This window comes from Pseudonocardia sp. DR1-2, from assembly GCF_023717215.1.
Lineage (GTDB): Bacteria > Actinomycetota > Actinomycetes > Mycobacteriales > Pseudonocardiaceae > Pseudonocardia > Pseudonocardia alni.
The window spans coordinates 217,610-233,516 of sequence record NZ_JAMQOF010000003.1 but is presented as its reverse complement, the minus strand read 5'-3'; the positions used below and the strand labels follow the sequence as shown (position 1 = coordinate 233,516).

Annotated in this window: 18 protein-coding genes; 12 read left to right on the top strand and 6 right to left on the bottom strand. The window is 76.1% G+C overall.

The annotated features are described in order from the left end of the window. Nucleotides 1-5 precede the first annotated feature (5 nt). The 8 genes from ND486_RS10090 to ND486_RS10055 all read left to right on the top strand — a co-directional run bounded on the left by ND486_RS10090 (nt 6) and on the right by ND486_RS10055 (nt 7,136). Nucleotides 6-785 (top strand): enoyl-CoA hydratase/isomerase family protein, encoded by a 780-nt coding sequence (locus tag ND486_RS10090; RefSeq protein ID WP_062397269.1) that lies wholly within the window; start codon nt 6-8, stop codon nt 783-785. Between the two features lie 80 nt (nt 786-865). Then, nucleotides 866-1,822, top strand: a complete 957-nt coding sequence (locus tag ND486_RS10085) for a class I SAM-dependent methyltransferase (RefSeq protein WP_178376251.1) — start codon at nt 866-868, stop codon at nt 1,820-1,822. Then, entirely contained in the window at nt 1,819-2,994 is a 1,176-nt protein-coding gene (gene macS, locus ND486_RS10080; RefSeq protein WP_251784031.1) for a MacS family sensor histidine kinase, read from the top strand. The genes ND486_RS10085 and macS overlap by 4 nt, the downstream gene beginning before the upstream one ends. Beyond that, nucleotides 2,991-3,644, top strand: a complete 654-nt coding sequence (locus ND486_RS10075; protein WP_179761971.1) for a response regulator transcription factor — start codon at nt 2,991-2,993, stop codon at nt 3,642-3,644. Before macS ends, ND486_RS10075 begins: the two co-directional genes overlap by 4 nt. A gap of 128 nt (nt 3,645-3,772) precedes the next feature. Beyond that, entirely contained in the window at nt 3,773-4,378 is a 606-nt protein-coding gene (locus tag ND486_RS10070) for a VTT domain-containing protein (RefSeq protein WP_251784029.1), read from the top strand. A 71-nt stretch (nt 4,379-4,449) separates the two neighbouring features. After that, the gene (locus tag ND486_RS10065) at nt 4,450-5,112 is read left to right on the top strand and encodes a response regulator transcription factor (RefSeq protein WP_251784027.1); all 663 of its coding nucleotides are present in this window, start codon (nt 4,450-4,452) and stop codon (nt 5,110-5,112) included. A gap of 42 nt (nt 5,113-5,154) precedes the next feature. After that, the gene (locus tag ND486_RS10060; protein WP_224401602.1) at nt 5,155-5,676 is read left to right on the top strand and encodes a helix-turn-helix domain-containing protein; all 522 of its coding nucleotides are present in this window, start codon (nt 5,155-5,157) and stop codon (nt 5,674-5,676) included. After that, complete coding sequence (locus ND486_RS10055) at nt 5,673-7,136, top strand: serine hydrolase (RefSeq protein ID WP_251784025.1); 1,464 nt, start codon at nt 5,673-5,675, stop codon at nt 7,134-7,136. The genes ND486_RS10060 and ND486_RS10055 overlap by 4 nt, the downstream gene beginning before the upstream one ends. A gap of 49 nt (nt 7,137-7,185) precedes the next feature. Here the strand turns inward: ND486_RS10055 and ND486_RS10050 are convergent, their stop codons facing one another. Together ND486_RS10050 and ND486_RS10045 are read right to left on the bottom strand one after the other, a co-directional pair. After that, nucleotides 7,186-8,124 (bottom strand): nucleoside hydrolase, encoded by a 939-nt coding sequence (locus ND486_RS10050; RefSeq protein WP_251784023.1) that lies wholly within the window; start codon nt 8,122-8,124, stop codon nt 7,186-7,188. Between the two features lie 33 nt (nt 8,125-8,157). Next, nucleotides 8,158-8,361 (bottom strand): hypothetical protein, encoded by a 204-nt coding sequence (locus tag ND486_RS10045; protein ID WP_062397246.1) that lies wholly within the window; start codon nt 8,359-8,361, stop codon nt 8,158-8,160. An 80-nt stretch (nt 8,362-8,441) separates the two neighbouring features. On the opposite strand from ND486_RS10045, the gene ND486_RS10040 reads away from it, so the two are divergent. Beyond that, nucleotides 8,442-9,161, top strand: coding sequence for an acyltransferase (locus ND486_RS10040; RefSeq protein ID WP_224401605.1), 720 nt, complete (start codon nt 8,442-8,444; stop codon nt 9,159-9,161). A 9-nt stretch (nt 9,162-9,170) separates the two neighbouring features. Here the strand turns inward: ND486_RS10040 and ND486_RS10035 are convergent, their stop codons facing one another. From ND486_RS10035 to ND486_RS10025, 3 genes are all read right to left on the bottom strand, one after another. Continuing rightward, complete coding sequence (locus ND486_RS10035) at nt 9,171-10,409, bottom strand: glycosyltransferase family 4 protein (protein WP_178376257.1); 1,239 nt, start codon at nt 10,407-10,409, stop codon at nt 9,171-9,173. A gap of 464 nt (nt 10,410-10,873) precedes the next feature. Continuing rightward, nucleotides 10,874-12,367, bottom strand: a complete 1,494-nt coding sequence (locus ND486_RS10030) for a 1,4-alpha-glucan branching protein domain-containing protein (protein ID WP_251784022.1) — start codon at nt 12,365-12,367, stop codon at nt 10,874-10,876. Further along, entirely contained in the window at nt 12,364-13,113 is a 750-nt protein-coding gene (locus ND486_RS10025) for a bifunctional 2-polyprenyl-6-hydroxyphenol methylase/3-demethylubiquinol 3-O-methyltransferase UbiG (protein WP_062397239.1), read from the bottom strand. Before ND486_RS10025 ends, ND486_RS10030 begins: the two co-directional genes overlap by 4 nt. Nucleotides 13,114-13,265: 152 nt before the next feature. On the opposite strand from ND486_RS10025, the gene ND486_RS10020 reads away from it, so the two are divergent. The 3 genes from ND486_RS10020 (at nt 13,266) to ND486_RS10010 (ending at nt 15,357) form a co-directional block, all read left to right on the top strand. After that, nucleotides 13,266-13,490 carry a hypothetical protein gene (locus ND486_RS10020; RefSeq protein ID WP_251784020.1) on the top strand — a complete coding sequence of 75 codons (225 nt, stop codon included), beginning with the start codon at nt 13,266-13,268 and terminating at the stop codon, nt 13,488-13,490. 172 nt (nt 13,491-13,662) lie between these two features. Continuing rightward, on the top strand, nt 13,663-13,869 hold the full coding sequence (locus ND486_RS10015) for a hypothetical protein (protein ID WP_062397236.1): 207 nt from the start codon (nt 13,663-13,665) through the stop codon (nt 13,867-13,869). A gap of 75 nt (nt 13,870-13,944) precedes the next feature. Next, nucleotides 13,945-15,357 carry an NAD(P)/FAD-dependent oxidoreductase gene (locus tag ND486_RS10010; protein WP_251784018.1) on the top strand — a complete coding sequence of 471 codons (1,413 nt, stop codon included), beginning with the start codon at nt 13,945-13,947 and terminating at the stop codon, nt 15,355-15,357. A 7-nt stretch (nt 15,358-15,364) separates the two neighbouring features. Here ND486_RS10010 and ND486_RS10005 read toward each other — a convergent pair whose 3' ends face one another. Beyond that, nucleotides 15,365-15,661 carry a hypothetical protein gene (locus ND486_RS10005; protein WP_161152870.1) on the bottom strand — a complete coding sequence of 99 codons (297 nt, stop codon included), beginning with the start codon at nt 15,659-15,661 and terminating at the stop codon, nt 15,365-15,367. Nucleotides 15,662-15,907: the final 246 nt, after the last annotated feature.

Genomic DNA, 15,907 nt, shown 5'->3' with positions numbered 1-15,907 from the left:
GCTGCGTGACCGAATTCGTGAGCCTGTCCGTGGACGAGGGCGTCGGGACGATCCGGATCGACCGCCCGCCGATGAACGCCCTGAACCGCCAGATCCAGGGTGAGCTGCTGGAGGTGGCCGACGAGGCCGCCACCCGCGCCGACGTGCGTGCGGTCGTCGTGTACGGCGGGGAGAAGACCTTCGCCGCGGGTGCGGACGTCAAGGAGATGGCGTCGATGTCCTACTCGGACATGGCGCCGCAGGCGCGGCGGCTGTCCGCCGGGCTGGGCGCGATCTCCACCATCCCCAAGCCGACCGTCGCCGCGGTGACCGGGTACGCCCTCGGCGGCGGCCTGGAGGTCGTCCTCGGGGCCGACCGGCGCATCGCCGGCGACAACGTCAAGCTCGGCTTCCCCGAGATCCTGCTCGGCATCTTCCCGGGTGGCGGCGGCACCCAGCGCGCCGCGCGGCTGATCGGGCCGTCGCGCACCAAGGACCTGATCTACACCGGCCGCATGGTGAAGGCCGACGAGGCGCTGGCGATCGGGCTGGTCGACGAGGTCGTCCCGGCCGACGAGGTCTACACCCGCGCCGTCGCCTGGGCGCAGCAGTTCACCGCGGGCCCCGCCCTGGCCTACGCCGCCGCCAAGAAGGCGATCGACAACGGCCTCGACACCGATCTGCGCACCGGCCTGGACATCGAGTCCGAGCTGTTCGCGGGCGTGTTCGCCACCGACGACGCGAAGGCCGGCATGGCCAGCTTCGTCGAGAACGGCCCCGGCAAGGCCACCTTCACCGGCCGCTGAGCCGTCCCGCCCCCGCCCGGCCGCGCGACGCGCCCGGGCGGGGAGCAGGTCGGCGGCCGTGTTCTGCGAAACTCCTACTCATGAGTTCGGACCCGGCGCCCACCCCGCACGCCACCGCCGAGCAGGTCGAGGCGGCCTGGCACGACCCGAAGCTCGCCAACGTGCTCTACCACGACTGGGAGGCGGGCACCTACGACGAGAAGTGGTCGATCAGCTACGACGAGCGCTGCATCGACTACGCCGCGGGCCGCTTCCGCGCCGCGGCCCCGTGGGACGGCCGCCCCTACCTGCGCGCCCTGGAGCTGGGCAGCGGCACCGGGTTCTTCCTGCTGAACCTGATGCAGGCCGGCGTCGCCGAGCGGGGCGTCGTCACCGACCTGTCCCCGGGCATGGTCGCCGCCGCCACCCGCAACGCCGAGCACCTCGGGCTGGAGGTGGAGGGCGCCGTCGTCGACGGTGAGCACATCCCGTTCCCCGACGACAGCTTCGACCTCGTCGTCGGGCACGCGGTGCTGCACCACATCCCCGACGTCGAGGCCGCGTTCCGTGAGGTCCTGCGGGTGCTGGAGCCGGGCGGGCGGTTCGTGTTCGCGGGCGAGCCCACCACCGTCGGCGACGCCTACGCCCGCAAGCTCGGGCAGTGGACGTGGAAGGCCACCACCACCCTGACGCGGCTCGGCCCGCTGCAGGGCTGGCGCCGCCCCCAGCACGAGCTCGACGAGTCCTCCCGTGCCGCCGCGCTGGAGTCGGTCGTCGACATCCACACCTTCGACCCGGCCGACCTGGAGCGCACCGCGACCCGGGCCGGGGCCGAGGGGGTGCGGGCCTCCACCGAGGAGTTCGCCGCCGCCATGCTGGGCTGGCCGGTGCGGACCTTCGAGGCCGCCGTCCCGCCCGGCAAGCTCGGCTGGAACTGGGCGATGTTCGCCTACCACGGCTGGCAGCGGCTGTCCTGGCTCGACGAGCACGTCCTGAACCGGGTCGTGCCGCGCAGCTGGTTCTACAACGCGCTGATCACCGGTACCAAGCCGAGATGAGCGATCGGCCCCGGCGCGGCGCGCTGTCGGTCAGCATGGACGACGTGGAGCACCCGCTGGAGCCGTTCTGGCGCGGCGTCATCGCCTACCGCCTGCTCACGCTGCTGACCGTCGTCGGCGTGACGCTCTACCACCTGCGCACCGGCTACGAACGTCCGCCGGCCGCGGTCGGCGTGCTCGTCGTGATGGCGGTGTGGACGGCCGTGACGTCCTGGGGCTACCTCGGCGGGCTGCCCGGCGCCCCGGACCGCCGCGGCCTGCTCGCCCTGGCCGACCTCGGCGTCTGCGTCGCGATCATGGCGACCACGCCGCTGGTCGTCCGGGTCGCCCACCTCGACGAGGGCGGCCCCGGCATGGGGTCGATCTGGACCTCCGGCGCGGTGCTGGCCTGCGCGGTCGCGTTCCGGATCACCGGCGGGGTGCTCGCCGCGGCCGTGATCTCGGCGGCGCTGGTGCTGTCCAAGCAGCGGTTCGGGGTGCTGGAGCTGGGCGACATGCAGCTGCTCGGACTGGCCGGGCTGACCGTCGGGTTCGCCGCGCACGTGCTCGACCGCACCGCCGCCCGGCTGCGCCGCCTCGTCGCCGAACAGGCCGCCGCCGCCGAACGCGAGCGGCTCACCCGGGCCGTGCACGACGGAGTCCTGCAGGTGCTGGCGCACGTCCAGCGCCGCGGCGCCGAGCTGGGCGGCGGGGCGACCGAGCTCGGCGTGCTCGCCGGAGAGCAGGAGACCGCGCTGCGTGCGCTGTTGTCCGGGCCGGGGACCACCGACGCGTCCGGGTACCGCGACCTCGCCGCCGCGCTGCGGATCCTCGCCTCGGACCGGGTCACCGTCTCGGCCCCCGGACGTCCGGTCGAGCTGGGCGGGCCGGTCGTCGACGAGGTGGAGGGCGCGGTGCGGGCCGCGCTCGCGAACGTCGCGCTGCACGCCGGCCCGGACGCGCGCGCGTGGGTGCTGGTCGAGGAGCTGCCCGGGGCGGTCGAGGTCAGCGTCCGCGACGACGGCCCCGGCATCCCCGAGGGCCGCCTCGCCGAGGCCGAGGCGCAGGGCCGGATGGGGGTGTCCCGCTCCATCCGTGGCCGCGTCGGCGACGTCGGCGGGACACTGACGCTGGACACCGGACCGGACATCGGGACCGAATGGGTCATCCGGGTCCCCAGGGAGGACACATGAGCATCCGGGTGATGGTCGTCGACGACCACCCGATCTGGCGCGAGGGCGTGGCCCGCGACCTCGCCGAGCGCGGCCTCGACGTCGTCGCGACGGCCCCCGACGCGCCCGCGGCCGTCCGGATCGCGACGGCCGTGCGGCCGGACGTGATCCTCATGGACCTCAACCTGGGCGTGACCTCCGGCGTGGACGCGATCGCCGCGATCGGGCAGCAGAGCCCGGACAGCCGCGTACTGGTGCTGTCGGCCTCCGGTGAGCACGCCGACGTCCTGGAGGCGGTCAAGGCCGGTGCGCTCGGCTACCTGGTGAAGTCCGCCGGGGTCGACGAGCTGCTGGAGGCGATCCGGCGCACCGCCGACGGCGTCGCCGTGTTCACCCCGGGGCTGGCCGGTCTGGTGCTGGGGGAGTACCGGCGGCTCGCCGACGCCCCGCGTCCCGCCGACGGCGCGCCCGCCGTCCCGGCACTCACCGACCGCGAGACCGAGGTGCTGCGCCTGGTCGCGAAGGGCATGACGGCCAAGCAGATCGCGGCGAAGCTCGTCGTCTCGCACCGGACCGTCGAGAGCCACGTGCAGAACACCCTGCGCAAGCTGCAGCTGCACAACCGCAGCCAGCTCGTCCGGTACGCCATCGAGCAGGGCCTCGCGGACTGAGCAGGCGGGGCGGTGCGTTCCCTGCGGTGAGCGGAGTGAACCCGTAACGGGGGCCACCCCCATCACGAACAGGTCACGGGACCGGGCAGACTCGGCTCCGCCACCGACGCTCGACCTCCGGAGAGCCCGTGACCGACCCGAGCGCCCTGATCGGGTACCTGCTCCAGAGCCCCTGGCTGGTGCCCCTGCTCGCCGTCGCCGTGATGTGCGACGGGCCGCTCCCGTTCCTGCCGAGCGAGCCGGTGCTGTTCAGCGCCACGGCCGCCGCGCTGGCGGACGGCGACCGGTGGCGGATCGTGGCCCTGTTCGGTGCCGCGGTGGTCGGGTCGCTGCTCGGCGACGCGGTGCTCTACGGCGCCGGACGCAGCTCCAACTCGGTCGTCCGGGGCGCCCGTCGCGGCGACGGGACCGGCGCCTGGGTCCGCCGCCACCTGCACCGCCGACCGGTCGCCGCGCTGGTCGCGACCCGGCTGCTGCCCGGCGGACGGCTGGCGAGCGTGTCCGCGGCCGGCCGGGTCCGGCTGCCGCTGCGCGCGTTCCTGCCCGCGACCGTCGCGAGCGCCCTGGTGTGGAGCACCTGGATGACCGGCATCGGCGTCCTGGTCGGGCCGATCACGCACGGCGACCCGCTGATGTCGGTGCTCGCCGGGGTCGTCCTCGCGGCGCTCGTCGCCTCCGCGGCGGCCGCGGCCAGGGCGCTGTTGCGGCTGCGCCGTCCCGTCGTCGCGGTCTGACGCCCGCCCGACCCGTTCGCGCCGAACCGGCGGGTTCCGCGCCGTTCGGACGGCCTACTGTGCTGCGGCACATGGCAAGCTGGGCCGTCCGGACGAACGGGGCGGGGAGAACTGAGGACGTGCACGACGACGGCGACCGGGTCTCGGCGGTGGCGGTGGGGCGGCCGGTGGTGCCGGCGGGGGTCGAGGTTGTGGCCCACGTGCCGCCCGTGCCCGCGGAGGGGGCCGCGGCCGCGGTCGACCGCGCCCGGCCCGGTCTGGTCCTGGTCGACCTGACCGGCCCCGAGGGTGTGGCGCCCGCGGTGATCGCCGCCGTGCTCGCCCGCGTGCCGGACGCGGCGGTGCTCGCCGTCGCCGGTGCGGTCGCCGAGCACGCCCGGGTCCTCGACGCGGTACGGGCCGGGGCGACCGGCGTCGCGACCGGTGCCGACCCCCGGGAGCTGGCCGCCGTCGCCGCCGCGGCCGCCGCCGGGCGTCCCGCGTTCTCCCCGGGGCTGGCCGACGTCGTCCTGGAGTCGGTCGCGGCCCCCACGCACGCGGTACCGGAGCTCAGCCCGCGCGAGTCCGAGGTGCTGCGGCTGGTGGTCGAGGGGCTCACCGCCAGGCAGATCGCAGCCCGGCTCGTGCTGTCCCCGCGCACGGTCGAGAACCACGTGCAGCGGCTGCTGCGCAAGTTCGAGGTGCCCGGCCGTGCGGCCCTCGTCCGGCACGCCATCGAGTACGGACTCGCCTGAACGTCGTTTGTGCGTTTCCACGTACTTCCGTACTTTGGGTGCGTGAGCGAGATCGAGGAGCGGCTGCGCGCCGTCGAACAGGCCGTCGTGGAGCTGCAGGAGGCCCGGCGGGCCGCCGACCGGCCGGACGCCGTCGGGTCCGCGGACACCGCCGTCCCCGACGACGACGCGCTGTGGGCGCTGACCGGGCTGGAGGCCCGCAGCCCCGGCGCGGTGCTGATGGCCGGCAGCGTGGGGCTCCCCGGCGACGAGGGCACCGTCCGCTGGCAGTACGCCCGCCCGGGCGAGGTCCTGCTCGACGCCGACTGGCCCGAGCTGAGCGCGACCCTCGACGCGCTCGCCCACCCCGCGCGGCTCGCGATCCTGCAGCACGTGCTGGGTGGCGTGCACAGCACCGCCGAGCTGCTGGAACAGCCCTCGGTGGGTACGACCGGGCAGCTGCACCACCACCTGCGCCAGCTCGTCGCCGCCGGCTGGCTGGCCTCGACCCGGCGCGGCCACTACGAGGTCCCGGCCGCCCGGGTCGTCCCGCTGCTGGTCACCGTCCTGGCCGCGCACCGATGAGGGGATCCGTCACGACCACCTCCGTCACCGGTCACCGGGTCGGGACCGTCGCGGCCGTCGTCGCCGTGCTGGCCGTGCTCGTCGGGGCGCTCGCCGGCCCGGAGCGCCAGCGGCTCGGCCCGCAGGACGCCGGGGACCCGGCCCTGGCGGACCGGGTCCGGGCCGCCGCCGGGCCGCTCGGCGGCCTGCGGTCGCTCGCCGTCGCCGAGGTCACGCCGACGACGGTCACCACCGCCGGGCTCGGCCCCGCCGACGCCGCGGCCCCCTTCGAGATCGGGTCGGTCACCAAGACCTTCACCGCCGCGCTGTTCGCCGACGCCGTGACCCGCGGCGAGGTGCGCCCCGACGACCCGCTCGAGCGCGCACTGCCGGAGCTGGCGGGCACCCCGGCGGGCGCGGTCACGCTCGCCTCGCTCGCCCAGCACCGCTCCGGGCTGCCGGCGCTGGGGGCGACCGCCGCCGCCCGGGCCCTGGCCACGGCGGTGAACCTGAACCCCTACTCGACGACGACCACCGCGCAGCTCCTCGACGACGCCCGCACCGCCGCGGTCGACCCGCAGCAGCCGCCGACGTACTCCAACTTCGGTGTCGCGCTGCTCGGGACCGCGGTCGTCCGCGCTGCCGGCGCCGACGGCTACCCGCAGCTGGTCGCGGACCGGATCACCGGCCCCCTCGGCATGGCCTCGACGACCTTCGCCGCCACCGACGCGCAGGTCCCGGACACCGCGGTCCCCGGGCACCGCGACAACGGCCGCCCCGCGCCCCGCTGGACCGGCGAGGGCTACCTGCCCGCCGGGAGCTCCACGTTCTCGACCGTCGACGACCTCGCGCGCTGGGCCACGGCCCAGCTCACCGGCGCCGCACCGGGCACCGGCGCACTGGCCCCGACCGCGCAGGACGACCCCGGCACGTCGATCGGCTGGATATGGGTCACCAGCGGGGCCACCGGCGCCGACGGCGCCCGGTACCCCTACGTCTGGCACAACGGGGGCACCGCCGGGTTCAGCAGCATGCTGGCCCTCGACCGCGAGGGCGGGCGGGCGGTCGTCGTGCTCGGCGACACCACCGCCGGGGTCGAACCCGTCGCCCGCACCCTGCTGTTCGGCACACCCCCGTCCGACGACGGCGCGGACCTGTTCGCGTGGGCGCCGGCCGCGATCGCGGCACTGTTCTCGCTGCTCGCGCTGCGCCGTGCGCTGCGGGAAGGTGCGCTGCTGCCGATCGCCGACGGCCTGCTGACCGCGGTGTTCGGGTTGGTGCTGCTGTGGAACCGTGGCCCGTGGTCCTCGGTCGGCGGCTGGCTGTGGGGGCTCGTCCTCGCTCCGGCCGCGGCCGCGCTGGCGGTCGCCGTGGTGCGGGGCCGCACGCTGCCGCTGCGCCGGCCCGGGCGCGCCGTCACGGCGTGGGCCGGGCTCGGGTTCTCGGTGCTGCTCGTGGCCGTCGCGGTGTGGGCGGGCTGAGACGGGCGGTGGTCGCGGGGCGCGATGGTGCGCCTCGGGGAGTGCGCGGCTACGGACGCGACGTGAGCCGGGCCAGCGCCGCGTCGAGGACGGCCGGCACGTCCGGCGCGGACAGCACGTCCACCGGGCGGGTGCCGGGTTCGGCGGGCACGGTCGCCCCGCGGGCCGGGCCGAACCCGGTGTCCACGGTCAGCGCCGTCGGCGTCGGTGTCAGCGACCCGGGCGCGACGCACTCCAGCAGCGCCGTCGCGTCGTGCAGGGCGACCGCGTCGCGGCCGTAGCGTTCCCGGTAGAACCGCATGTACGGGGCGATCATCGCGGCCAGCTCGGCGCCGACCGGGTCGGCGTCGCCCAGTGCGGCGACCCACTCCGGGCCCGCGGCACAGCCCAGCGTGGTCTCCAGGGGCACCAGCGCGACCGGCACGGAGCCCTCGCCGGGGTCCTGGGCCAGGACGCGGTGCGCGGCCTCCGGGTCGGCGTGGACGTTGAACTCGGCGGCACCGGTGACGTTCCCGCCGCCGATCGCCCCGCCCATGACGACGACCCGCTCGATCCGGCCCACCAGATCCGGGCGCGCGGCCAGCAGGATCGCGGTGTCGGTGAGCGGGCCGATCGAGGCGATCGTGACCGGCTCGGTCGCCTCCTCCAGCACCCGCGCCATCAGGGCGACCCCGGCCCCGGCCACCGGCACGACCGGCTCCGGCAGCGCCGCGGCGCGCCCGCCGAGCCCGTCGGAGCCGTGCACGTGCCCGGCCCGCCGCTCGCGCCGGTGCACCAGCGGCCGGGCGGCGCCGACCCCCAGCGGGACGTCCGGGCGTCCGGCCAGGGCGAGCAACCGTCCGGCGTTGGGCAGGGTGGCGTCCAGGCCGACGTTGCCGAACGTGGCGACGACGGCCCGGACGTCCACCTCGGGACTGCGCAGGGCCAGCACGAGCGCGACGGCGTCGTCGACACCGGGGTCGGTGGAGATGATCAACGGGCGGGGCACACCGGCGAGCCTACGACCGGCCCGCCGGGGAGATCACTCGCTGCGGGTGGGCTCGTCCTCGTGCTCGGCCTCGACCTCGCGGGCGGCCGCTCCGGTGGCCCCGGAGTCGTCGGTCGTCGCGTCGGGGCGGGGGTTGCCCGCCTTGTCGGTGTCGGCGCGGGAGGTGCCGCCGCCTCCGGAGGTCAGTTCGTCGGTACCGACGTCGGTGCCGTCGTCGGGCTGGCGGTGGTCGCTCACGGGCGGACCTCTCGGGTGGGGGACGTGGTCCCCGGGAGGTACCCGTCGTCCGAGGGGTGCACACGCCTAGGGTCTGACGGGTGCGACGTCCGCCGATCCCCGACGCCGACCCGGAGCAGGCGAAGCTGTTCAGCCTCACCTCGCTGCGCTGGATCCTGCGCCACCGCGCGTACAGCCCGTGGTACCTGCGGCGGTACTGGCGGCTGGCGAAGCTCAGGCTGCGGCACCCGCACGTCGTGCTGCGCGGGATGGTGTTCCTCGGCAAGGACGTGACGATCGAGGCCCGCCCCGGGTTCGGCCGGCTCGAGATCGGCCGCTGGGTGCACATCGGCGACGGCACCGCCCTGCGCTGCCACGAGGGCTCGATGCGGATCGGCGACAAGGTCGTGTTCGGCCGGGACAACACCGTCAACTGCTACCTCGACGTCGAGATCGGCGCGACGACGCTCGTCGCCGACTGGGTCTACGTCACCGACTTCGACCACCGCACGGAGGATGTCCGGCGACCGATCAAGGACCAGGGCATCGTGAAGTCGCCGGTCCGGATCGGCGAGGGCTGCTGGCTCGGGGTGAAGACCTCGGTGCTGCGCGGCACCCGGATCGGCCCGGGCAGTGTGCTCGGGGCGCACGCGGTCGCGCGGGGGGACATCCCCGCGGAGTCGATCGCCGTCGGGACCCCGGCCCGGGTGGTGCGCGACCGGCGGGCCGACTACGAGGCCGCGGCCGCCGAGCGCGCCGCGGTCGCGGACATGGCACGCAAGGCCGACCGGGCCCTGCAGGCCCGGCTCGACCGGGCCTGAGCCGGCGGCTCAGGCGTCGAACAGGTTCCCGGTGGGGATCTTGGGGCGGGGGAGCTCCCGGGGCCCGGCCGCGGTGGCGCCGGCGTAGATGCGGGCGGTGTGCCCGGCGATGACCGGCCAGGCGAAGTCGGTGCGCAGCCGGGCCCGGGCCGCGCGGGCCCGGCGGCGGGCGGCGGCCGGGTCGGCCAGCGCGCGGTCGACGGCGTCGGCGATCCCGGGGACGTCGCCGGGGGCGAACCCGAGGCCGGTCTCGCCGTCGCGGACCAGCTCGCCGAGCCCGCCCGCGGTCGAGGCGACGAGGGTCGCTCCCACCGCGGCGGCCTCCAGCGCGACGATCCCGAACGGCTCGTAGCGGCTCGGCAGCACGACGGCGTCCGCGCCGCGCAGCAGGGCGGTCAGCTCGCCGTCGGGCAGGTGGCCGAGGAAGGTCACCGAGCGCGTCACCCGGTGCCGCGCCGCGCGCTCGGCCAGCATCTCCTGCTGCGTCCCGCTCCCGGCGACGAGCAGCCGGGTCCCGCGGTGCCGCCGCCGGATCCGGGGCAGTGCCGCGATCAGGTCCTGGACGCCCTTCTCGTACTCCAGGCGTCCGAAGTAGACGATCCGCGGCCCGTCGCCGGCGTGCGCGGGAGCGGCGGCGCGGGACCGCCAGCGACGCGGGTCGATGCCGTTGTGCACCACGTGGACGGCGGCCGGGTCGAGGTCGTGCAGCGCCGACACCTCGGTGCGCATCGCGCCGGAGCAGGTGATGACCTCGTCCGCGCGCTGCGCGAGCCACCACTCGGTGGAGTGCACCTGCCGGTTCAGCGGCCCCGGCAGCCAGCCGGAGTGCCGGCCCGCCTCGGTGGCGTGCACGGTCGCGACCAGCGGGACCCCGAGGACGTCGGCGAGCGCGATCGACGGGTGCGCGACGAGCCAGTCGTGGGCGTGCACGACGTCCGGCCGCCAGCCCGGCAGCAGCGCGGTCAGTGCGTGGCGCAGCATCGCGTGCCCCATCGCGAGCGTCCACGCGACCAGGTCGGTGCCGAACTCCAGCTCCGGCGGGTCCTCGGCCACCCGCAGCACCCGCACCCCGTCGACGGTCCCGGTGCGGGTCGGGTGGGTCTCGGCGTCGGTGCCGGTGGGGGCCCGGGACAGCACGACGACCTCGTGCCCGGCCGCGACGAGCTCGCGGGACAACGCGTGCACGTGCCGGCCCAGCCCGCCGACGACGACCGGCGGGAACTCCCAGCTGACCATCAGCACCCGCATCGCTAGATCCTGACAAACACCGGACCGGCGGTAACCCCCGGGGCACCGTGCCCACCGTGCCCACCGCGTCGACCTCCGCCCCGCCGTGCCCGATCCCTGTCGCGCGCCGGCGTCCCGCGCCGAACCGGCGACGCGCGGGGGTCGGGAGAACGCGCGTCCGATCGGGAGCGCGTTCTCCGGACGCGGACGCGTCCATCGGCCGGTCGGTGGGACGTGGCACGGGGGGTGGGTGGGGTCCGTTGCGTGGCTACCCGCCACGTCGCACGGCACCCCGCCCCGTTGCGCGGCACCCCGCGCGGCGGTCGCCGCGCCGGGCGACAGGTCGCCACACCGTGCGATCGCTGCGCCGCGCCCGGCGGAACAGGATCGGTGGCCCGGGCGGCCGGGGGCCCGAGGCGTCCGGGGCCGGTGCCCCACCGACCCCGACCCCGCCGAATCCGCTTACCCGGTAAGCGAGTTCGCGGTCAGACCCGTCCCAGGTCCCGGGCGTCCACGTGCCCGAAGGTCGGCAGCGGCGCGTCCGCCCAGGCCGCGACCCGGCGCCGTGCGGCCCGCCGTCGCCCGGCGCGCAGCAGCCCGGACAGCTCCGCCACCCGTCCGGCGTGCAGATCGGCGCGGGAGCGGGCGTACCCGGCGGCGGAGTCCTTGCTGACCATGAACGCCCAGTCGCTGGACAGGGCGTGCAGCGCCTGGTCGGCGAGCAGGTCGGCCAGCGGGTCCCGGAGGGGGCCGGGCAGCGGGGCGGCGAGCAGGTCGGACTGGACCTCGGCGTTCCGCGCGACCAGGTCGGCGACCTGCGGCCCGGCCCAGACCCGCCAGTCCTTGCCCGAGCCCCAGGACGACTCCCGCAGGTCGACCGGGTCGCCGACCAGACCGTCGTCGACGGCGTCGCCGAGGGTGCGCACGGCGACCCCGGCCTCGGGCAGCCTGCGCAGCACCGCGGCCAGCCAGGCAGGTCCCTCGTGCCACCAGTGCCCGAACAGCTCGGTGTCGAACGCGGCGACGGTCAGCGCCGGGCGTCCGCGCTCGGCGCGCAGCGCGGTCAGCCGCGCGACCACGGTGTCGACGAAGTCGTCGGCGTCGCGGGAGACGGCGCGGGCGGCGAGCGCGGGGTCGTAGGGCCTCTTCCGCCCGGTCGGTACCCGCCGTCCGGTGACCCGCGCCGGCTTGAGGCCGGACTCGTGGTCCCAGGTGTGGAAGTCGCGGTACTCGGCCGAGCCGGGGTAGCCCTTGCGGGGCGACCACACCCGGTAGGTGACCTCCAGGTCGCGGCCGACGCACACGACGTCGGAGGTCCCGACCGGCCGGGCGAACGCGGTGTCGCCGCGCAGCGCGGGACCGTCGACGAGGAAGCGGCGCACCCCGGCGGCGGCGTAGCCGTGCTCCATCCCGGGGGCGAAGCCGCACTCGGGCGCCCAGATCCCGGCCGGCCGGGCGCCCAGTCGCAGGGCGTGGTCGTCGAGCCCGGCGCGCAGCGAGAACGCCCGCACCCGCGGGTCGAGCAGCGGCTGGAACGGGTGCGCGGCCGGCCCGCCCAGCAGCTCGACGGCGCCGGAGTCGCGCAGACCGCGCAGCGCGGGCGACCCGCCGTGGCGCCAGTGCCGCTCGAACTCGGCCGTCGCCGCCGTCGACACCCGGTGCTCGTGCGCGGCCAGGTCCGGCAGCCGGCCCGCCGCCGAGTGCGCGCGCAGCGTCCACCCGCCGAGCCAGTCGTGCACCCCGCGCAGGCAGTGCGGGTCGTCGAGCTGCGCGGCCAGCACCGGCGTCACCCCGAGGGTGGCCAGGCCGGTGCGGCCCTCCTCGGCCAGCTCCCGCAGCGTCGCGACGACGGGCAGGTAGGAGTGCGCCCAGGACTGGTAGAGCCACTCCTCGCCGACCGGCCACCGGCCGTGCCGGGCCAGCAGCGGCAGGTGCGAGTGCAGGACGAGGCAGAACGTCCCGACGGGCGCGCCGGTCACGGCCGGGTCGCCGTGACCAGCAGGTCGAGCGAGGCGTCGAGGTCGGTGTGGTCGCCGGTGCGCAACACGAAGTCCGAGCACCGCACCCCGGCGACGTCGACGGCCAGCGCCTGCGGCCACGGCTCCCCGGACAGCGCCAGCCGGGTCTGCGCCTCGATCAGGCCACCGTGGCGGGCGTCGAGCTCGCGCAGCCGCGGACCGTGGTGCAGCCCCTGCACGACGACACGGCCGAACCCGGCGTCGTCGACCAGGCCGGCCAGCTCGCGCGGGTCGAGCTCACGGGTGTGGAACGGGTTGAGCGGGGTGTCCCGACCGGGGGAGAAGGTGATCCGGTTCGGCGTCGACACCATGAGCCGCCCGCCGGGACGCAGCACCCGCCTGCACTCGCGCAGGAAGCGCTCCTGCTCCCACAGGTGCTCGATGACCTGCAACGACACGACGACGTCGACGCTCCCGTCGGGCACCGGCAGCGCCACCAGGTTGGCCCGGGCCACGTCCACCCGCGGGTAGCGGGCCCGGACGTGGGCCACCGTCGTCGCGTCGTAGTCCAGCGCCAGCACCGAGCGGGCGGCCCCGGCGAGCAGGTCGGCGCCGTAGCCCTCGCCGCAGCCGGCCTCCAGCACGGCGACGCCCGAGCAGTCGGCGGCGATGGCCGCGTAGACCACCTCGTGGCGGCGGAACCAGTAGTTCTCGTGGCTGATGCCCGGGACGGTGCGCTCTCCGGTGAGGGGCAGGCTGCTGGTCACCCACCGACTTCACCACGCCCGTCGGGGGGAGTTCGCACCGGTCCCCTCGCGTGCGCTACCGCTCGTCGACGCGGAGCAACGCAGTGTCACCACGGACGTCTGATGACGTGGAGCCCGACCGACATCCCGCCAGGCACGACGGAGGGGGACACATGACCGACATCGCGACCGACGAGGACACGGTGACGCTGACCATCACCGGCCGTAGCGGATCCTGGCTGGTGTCGGGTGTGCTCGGCCGGGAACCGCTGCCGCTCAAGGGGTTGGACGACGGCGCGCTCGCCGAGATGCTGTGGGCGATGCTGCCGGTGGCACCGTCGGCGGCGCACGGGCCCGCGTACCCGGCCCACGCGCCCGGTCGCCGTCACCCGGGCTGAGCCGCAGTCCGGTCGCGCACGTCCGGTTCGCGGTCGGCGCACGGTTCGTGCCGGTCGGCGTGCGGTCGGTCCCCGGACGGGTATCAACCGCCCACCGACGGGTATCCGCCGTACCCCGGGCCCGTGCGGGCCAGGGATGACGCCGACGGCGTCGTGCCGAGAGGAGCCCAGGATGAACGATCCGGCGGACGAGAACGAGACGCTGTCGCTCACCATCACCGGGCGGTCCGGGTCCTGGGTGGTGTCGGGCGTGCTCGGCGACGAGCCGGTCGAGCCGCGCGCGATGGACGACGAGGCACTCGGCGAGGTGCTGTCGATGGTCGTGCCCGAGGAGGACCGCGTCCACGCCGAGCCCCCGCCCGGCCGCCGCGTGAGCTGAGCGGAGGCGGCGGGCTCGTCCTCGACGGCGGCCTCGACGCGTCGCTGCTCCGACCCGGTACCCCAGGAGGACGCCATGACCACCGCGACCGTCGTCGGATCCGGGCCGAACGGGCTCGTGGCCGCGGCCCTGCTGGCCCGCGCCGGGGTGGCGGTCACCGTGCTGGAGGCCGCCGACGAGATCGGTGGCGGCACCCGCACGGTGGAGGCGATCGTCCCGGGGCTGCTGGTCGACCACTGCTCGGCGGTGCACCCGATGGCCGTCGGCTCGCCGGTGCTCGAGGAGCTGGGCCTGGACCGGTACGGGCTGCGGTGGCGGCTGCCGGAGGTCGACTGCGCCCACCCGCTGGACGGCGGCGACGCCGGCGTCCTGGTCCGCTCGGTCGCCGGCACCGCGGCCGGCCTCGGGGCCGACGGCGCACTGTGGCGTGCGCTGTTCACCGGACCGGTGCGCGACTACGACACCTTCTCCCCGGACTTCCTCGGCCCGCTGGTGCGGATCCCGCGCCACCCGCTGCTGCTGGCCCGGTTCGGTGCCCCCACCGTGCTCCCGGCGGAGGTGCTGGCCAGGGCGTTCCGCACCGAGCGCGGACGGGCGCTGTTCCTGGGGTCGGCGTCGCACGCGTTCCGGCCGCTGAACCGGCCGCTGTCCTCGGCGATCGGGCTCGGCCTGTTCACCGCCGGGCACCGGCACGGCTGGGGCGTCGCCGAGGGCGGGTCGCGGGCGATCTCCGACGCGCTCGCCGCGGTGCTCGCCGAGCACGGGGCGAAGGTCGAGACCGGAGTGCACGTGCGGACGGCGGACGAGCTGCCGCCGTCGGACGTCGTGGTGTGGGACGTCGGCCCGGACCGGCTGCCCGCCCTGCTGGGGGACCGGCTGCCGGCCCGGGTCGCGCGGGCCTACCGGCGCTTCCGTCACGGCCCGGCCGCGTTCAAGGTCGACTACGCGGTGGCGGGCGGCGTGCCCTGGACGCATCCCGACGCGCGACGGGCCGGGACGCTGCACGTCGTCGGGTCGGCGGCGGAGAACGCACTCGTCGAGCGCGAGGTGCACGCGGGCCGGATGCCGGAGCGGCCGTTCGTCCTGGTCGGACAGCAGTACCTGGCCGACCCGTCCCGGTCGGCGGGCGACGTCCACCCCGTGTGGGCCTACGCGCACGTCCCCCGCGGGTACACCGGCGACGCCACCGAGGCGGTCACCGCGCAGATCGAACGGTTCGCGCCCGGGTTCCGGGAGCGGGTCGTGGGCACGATGGTCACCGACCCGGCCGCGTTCGCGGGCAACCCGAACTTCGTCGGCGGGAACATCCTGACCGGGTCCAAGGACCTGCGGCAGCTGCTGCTCGGGCCGCGGACGACGCTGCAGCCCTACGACACGGGGGCGCCGGGCCACTTCCTCTGCTCGGCCGCGACGCCACCCGGCCCGGGGGCGCACGGGATGTGCGGCGCGCACGCCGCGCGTCGCGCGCTCGCCCACCTGGGCCGCTGAGGGCGGCTCAGACGGGTTCGGGCTCCCCGCTGACGGCCACCACCCCGCCGATGTCCTGGCGCAGCCACGCCAGCAGCGTCGCGTCGTCCAGGGTCAGCGGGACCTCCGGCCCGCCCCACCCCAGACGTGTGGTCGGCCGGTGGACCAGCGCGTCCTCCAGCATCGCGGCCAGACCGTCGGTGGCCCGGACGGTGCGACCGCCGTGCTCCACGGTCCGGCTGCCCGGTACGTCCTCGTCGGCGTGCGGCCCCGTGCTGAGCACGTAGCCGGTCCCCAGACGGTCGTCGAACCCCGTCACCTGCACGACGGCTCCCTCCTGCCGAGTGCGCGAGGTGCCGACGGTAGCGAAACCGGACCCCCGATCAGGGGTTGCGGCGTGTGACCTCGTGCGCGCACCAGGTGAGGAGGGCCGCGCGTGAGTACGGTCACGACCTGCCCCGGTTTGCCGGGACGCTACTCGCTGGTAACAATGAACGTCACAGTGGCACGGCGTGCCGTTACGGCACGAGCAATGGCAGAGTCACCGGCTACGACGGGCGCGACGCCGCGG

What these genes read in the sequence shown, in the direction of transcription:
- ND486_RS10085 (WP_178376251.1), top strand. Translation starts at nt 866, where the DNA reads ATGAGTTCGGACCCGGCGCCCACCCCGCACGCCACCGCCGAGCAGGTC.
- macS (WP_251784031.1), top strand. Translation starts at nt 1,819, where the DNA reads ATGAGCGATCGGCCCCGGCGCGGCGCGCTGTCGGTCAGCATGGACGAC.
- ND486_RS10075 (WP_179761971.1), top strand. Translation starts at nt 2,991, where the DNA reads ATGAGCATCCGGGTGATGGTCGTCGACGACCACCCGATCTGGCGCGAG.
- ND486_RS10065 (WP_251784027.1), top strand. Translation starts at nt 4,450, where the DNA reads ATGGCAAGCTGGGCCGTCCGGACGAACGGGGCGGGGAGAACTGAGGAC.
- ND486_RS10055 (WP_251784025.1), top strand. Translation starts at nt 5,673, where the DNA reads ATGAGGGGATCCGTCACGACCACCTCCGTCACCGGTCACCGGGTCGGG.
- ND486_RS10035 (WP_178376257.1), bottom strand. Translation starts at nt 10,409, where the DNA reads ATGCGGGTGCTGATGGTCAGCTGGGAGTTCCCGCCGGTCGTCGTCGGC.
- ND486_RS10020 (WP_251784020.1), top strand. Translation starts at nt 13,266, where the DNA reads ATGACCGACATCGCGACCGACGAGGACACGGTGACGCTGACCATCACC.
- ND486_RS10015 (WP_062397236.1), top strand. Translation starts at nt 13,663, where the DNA reads ATGAACGATCCGGCGGACGAGAACGAGACGCTGTCGCTCACCATCACC.
- ND486_RS10010 (WP_251784018.1), top strand. Translation starts at nt 13,945, where the DNA reads ATGACCACCGCGACCGTCGTCGGATCCGGGCCGAACGGGCTCGTGGCC.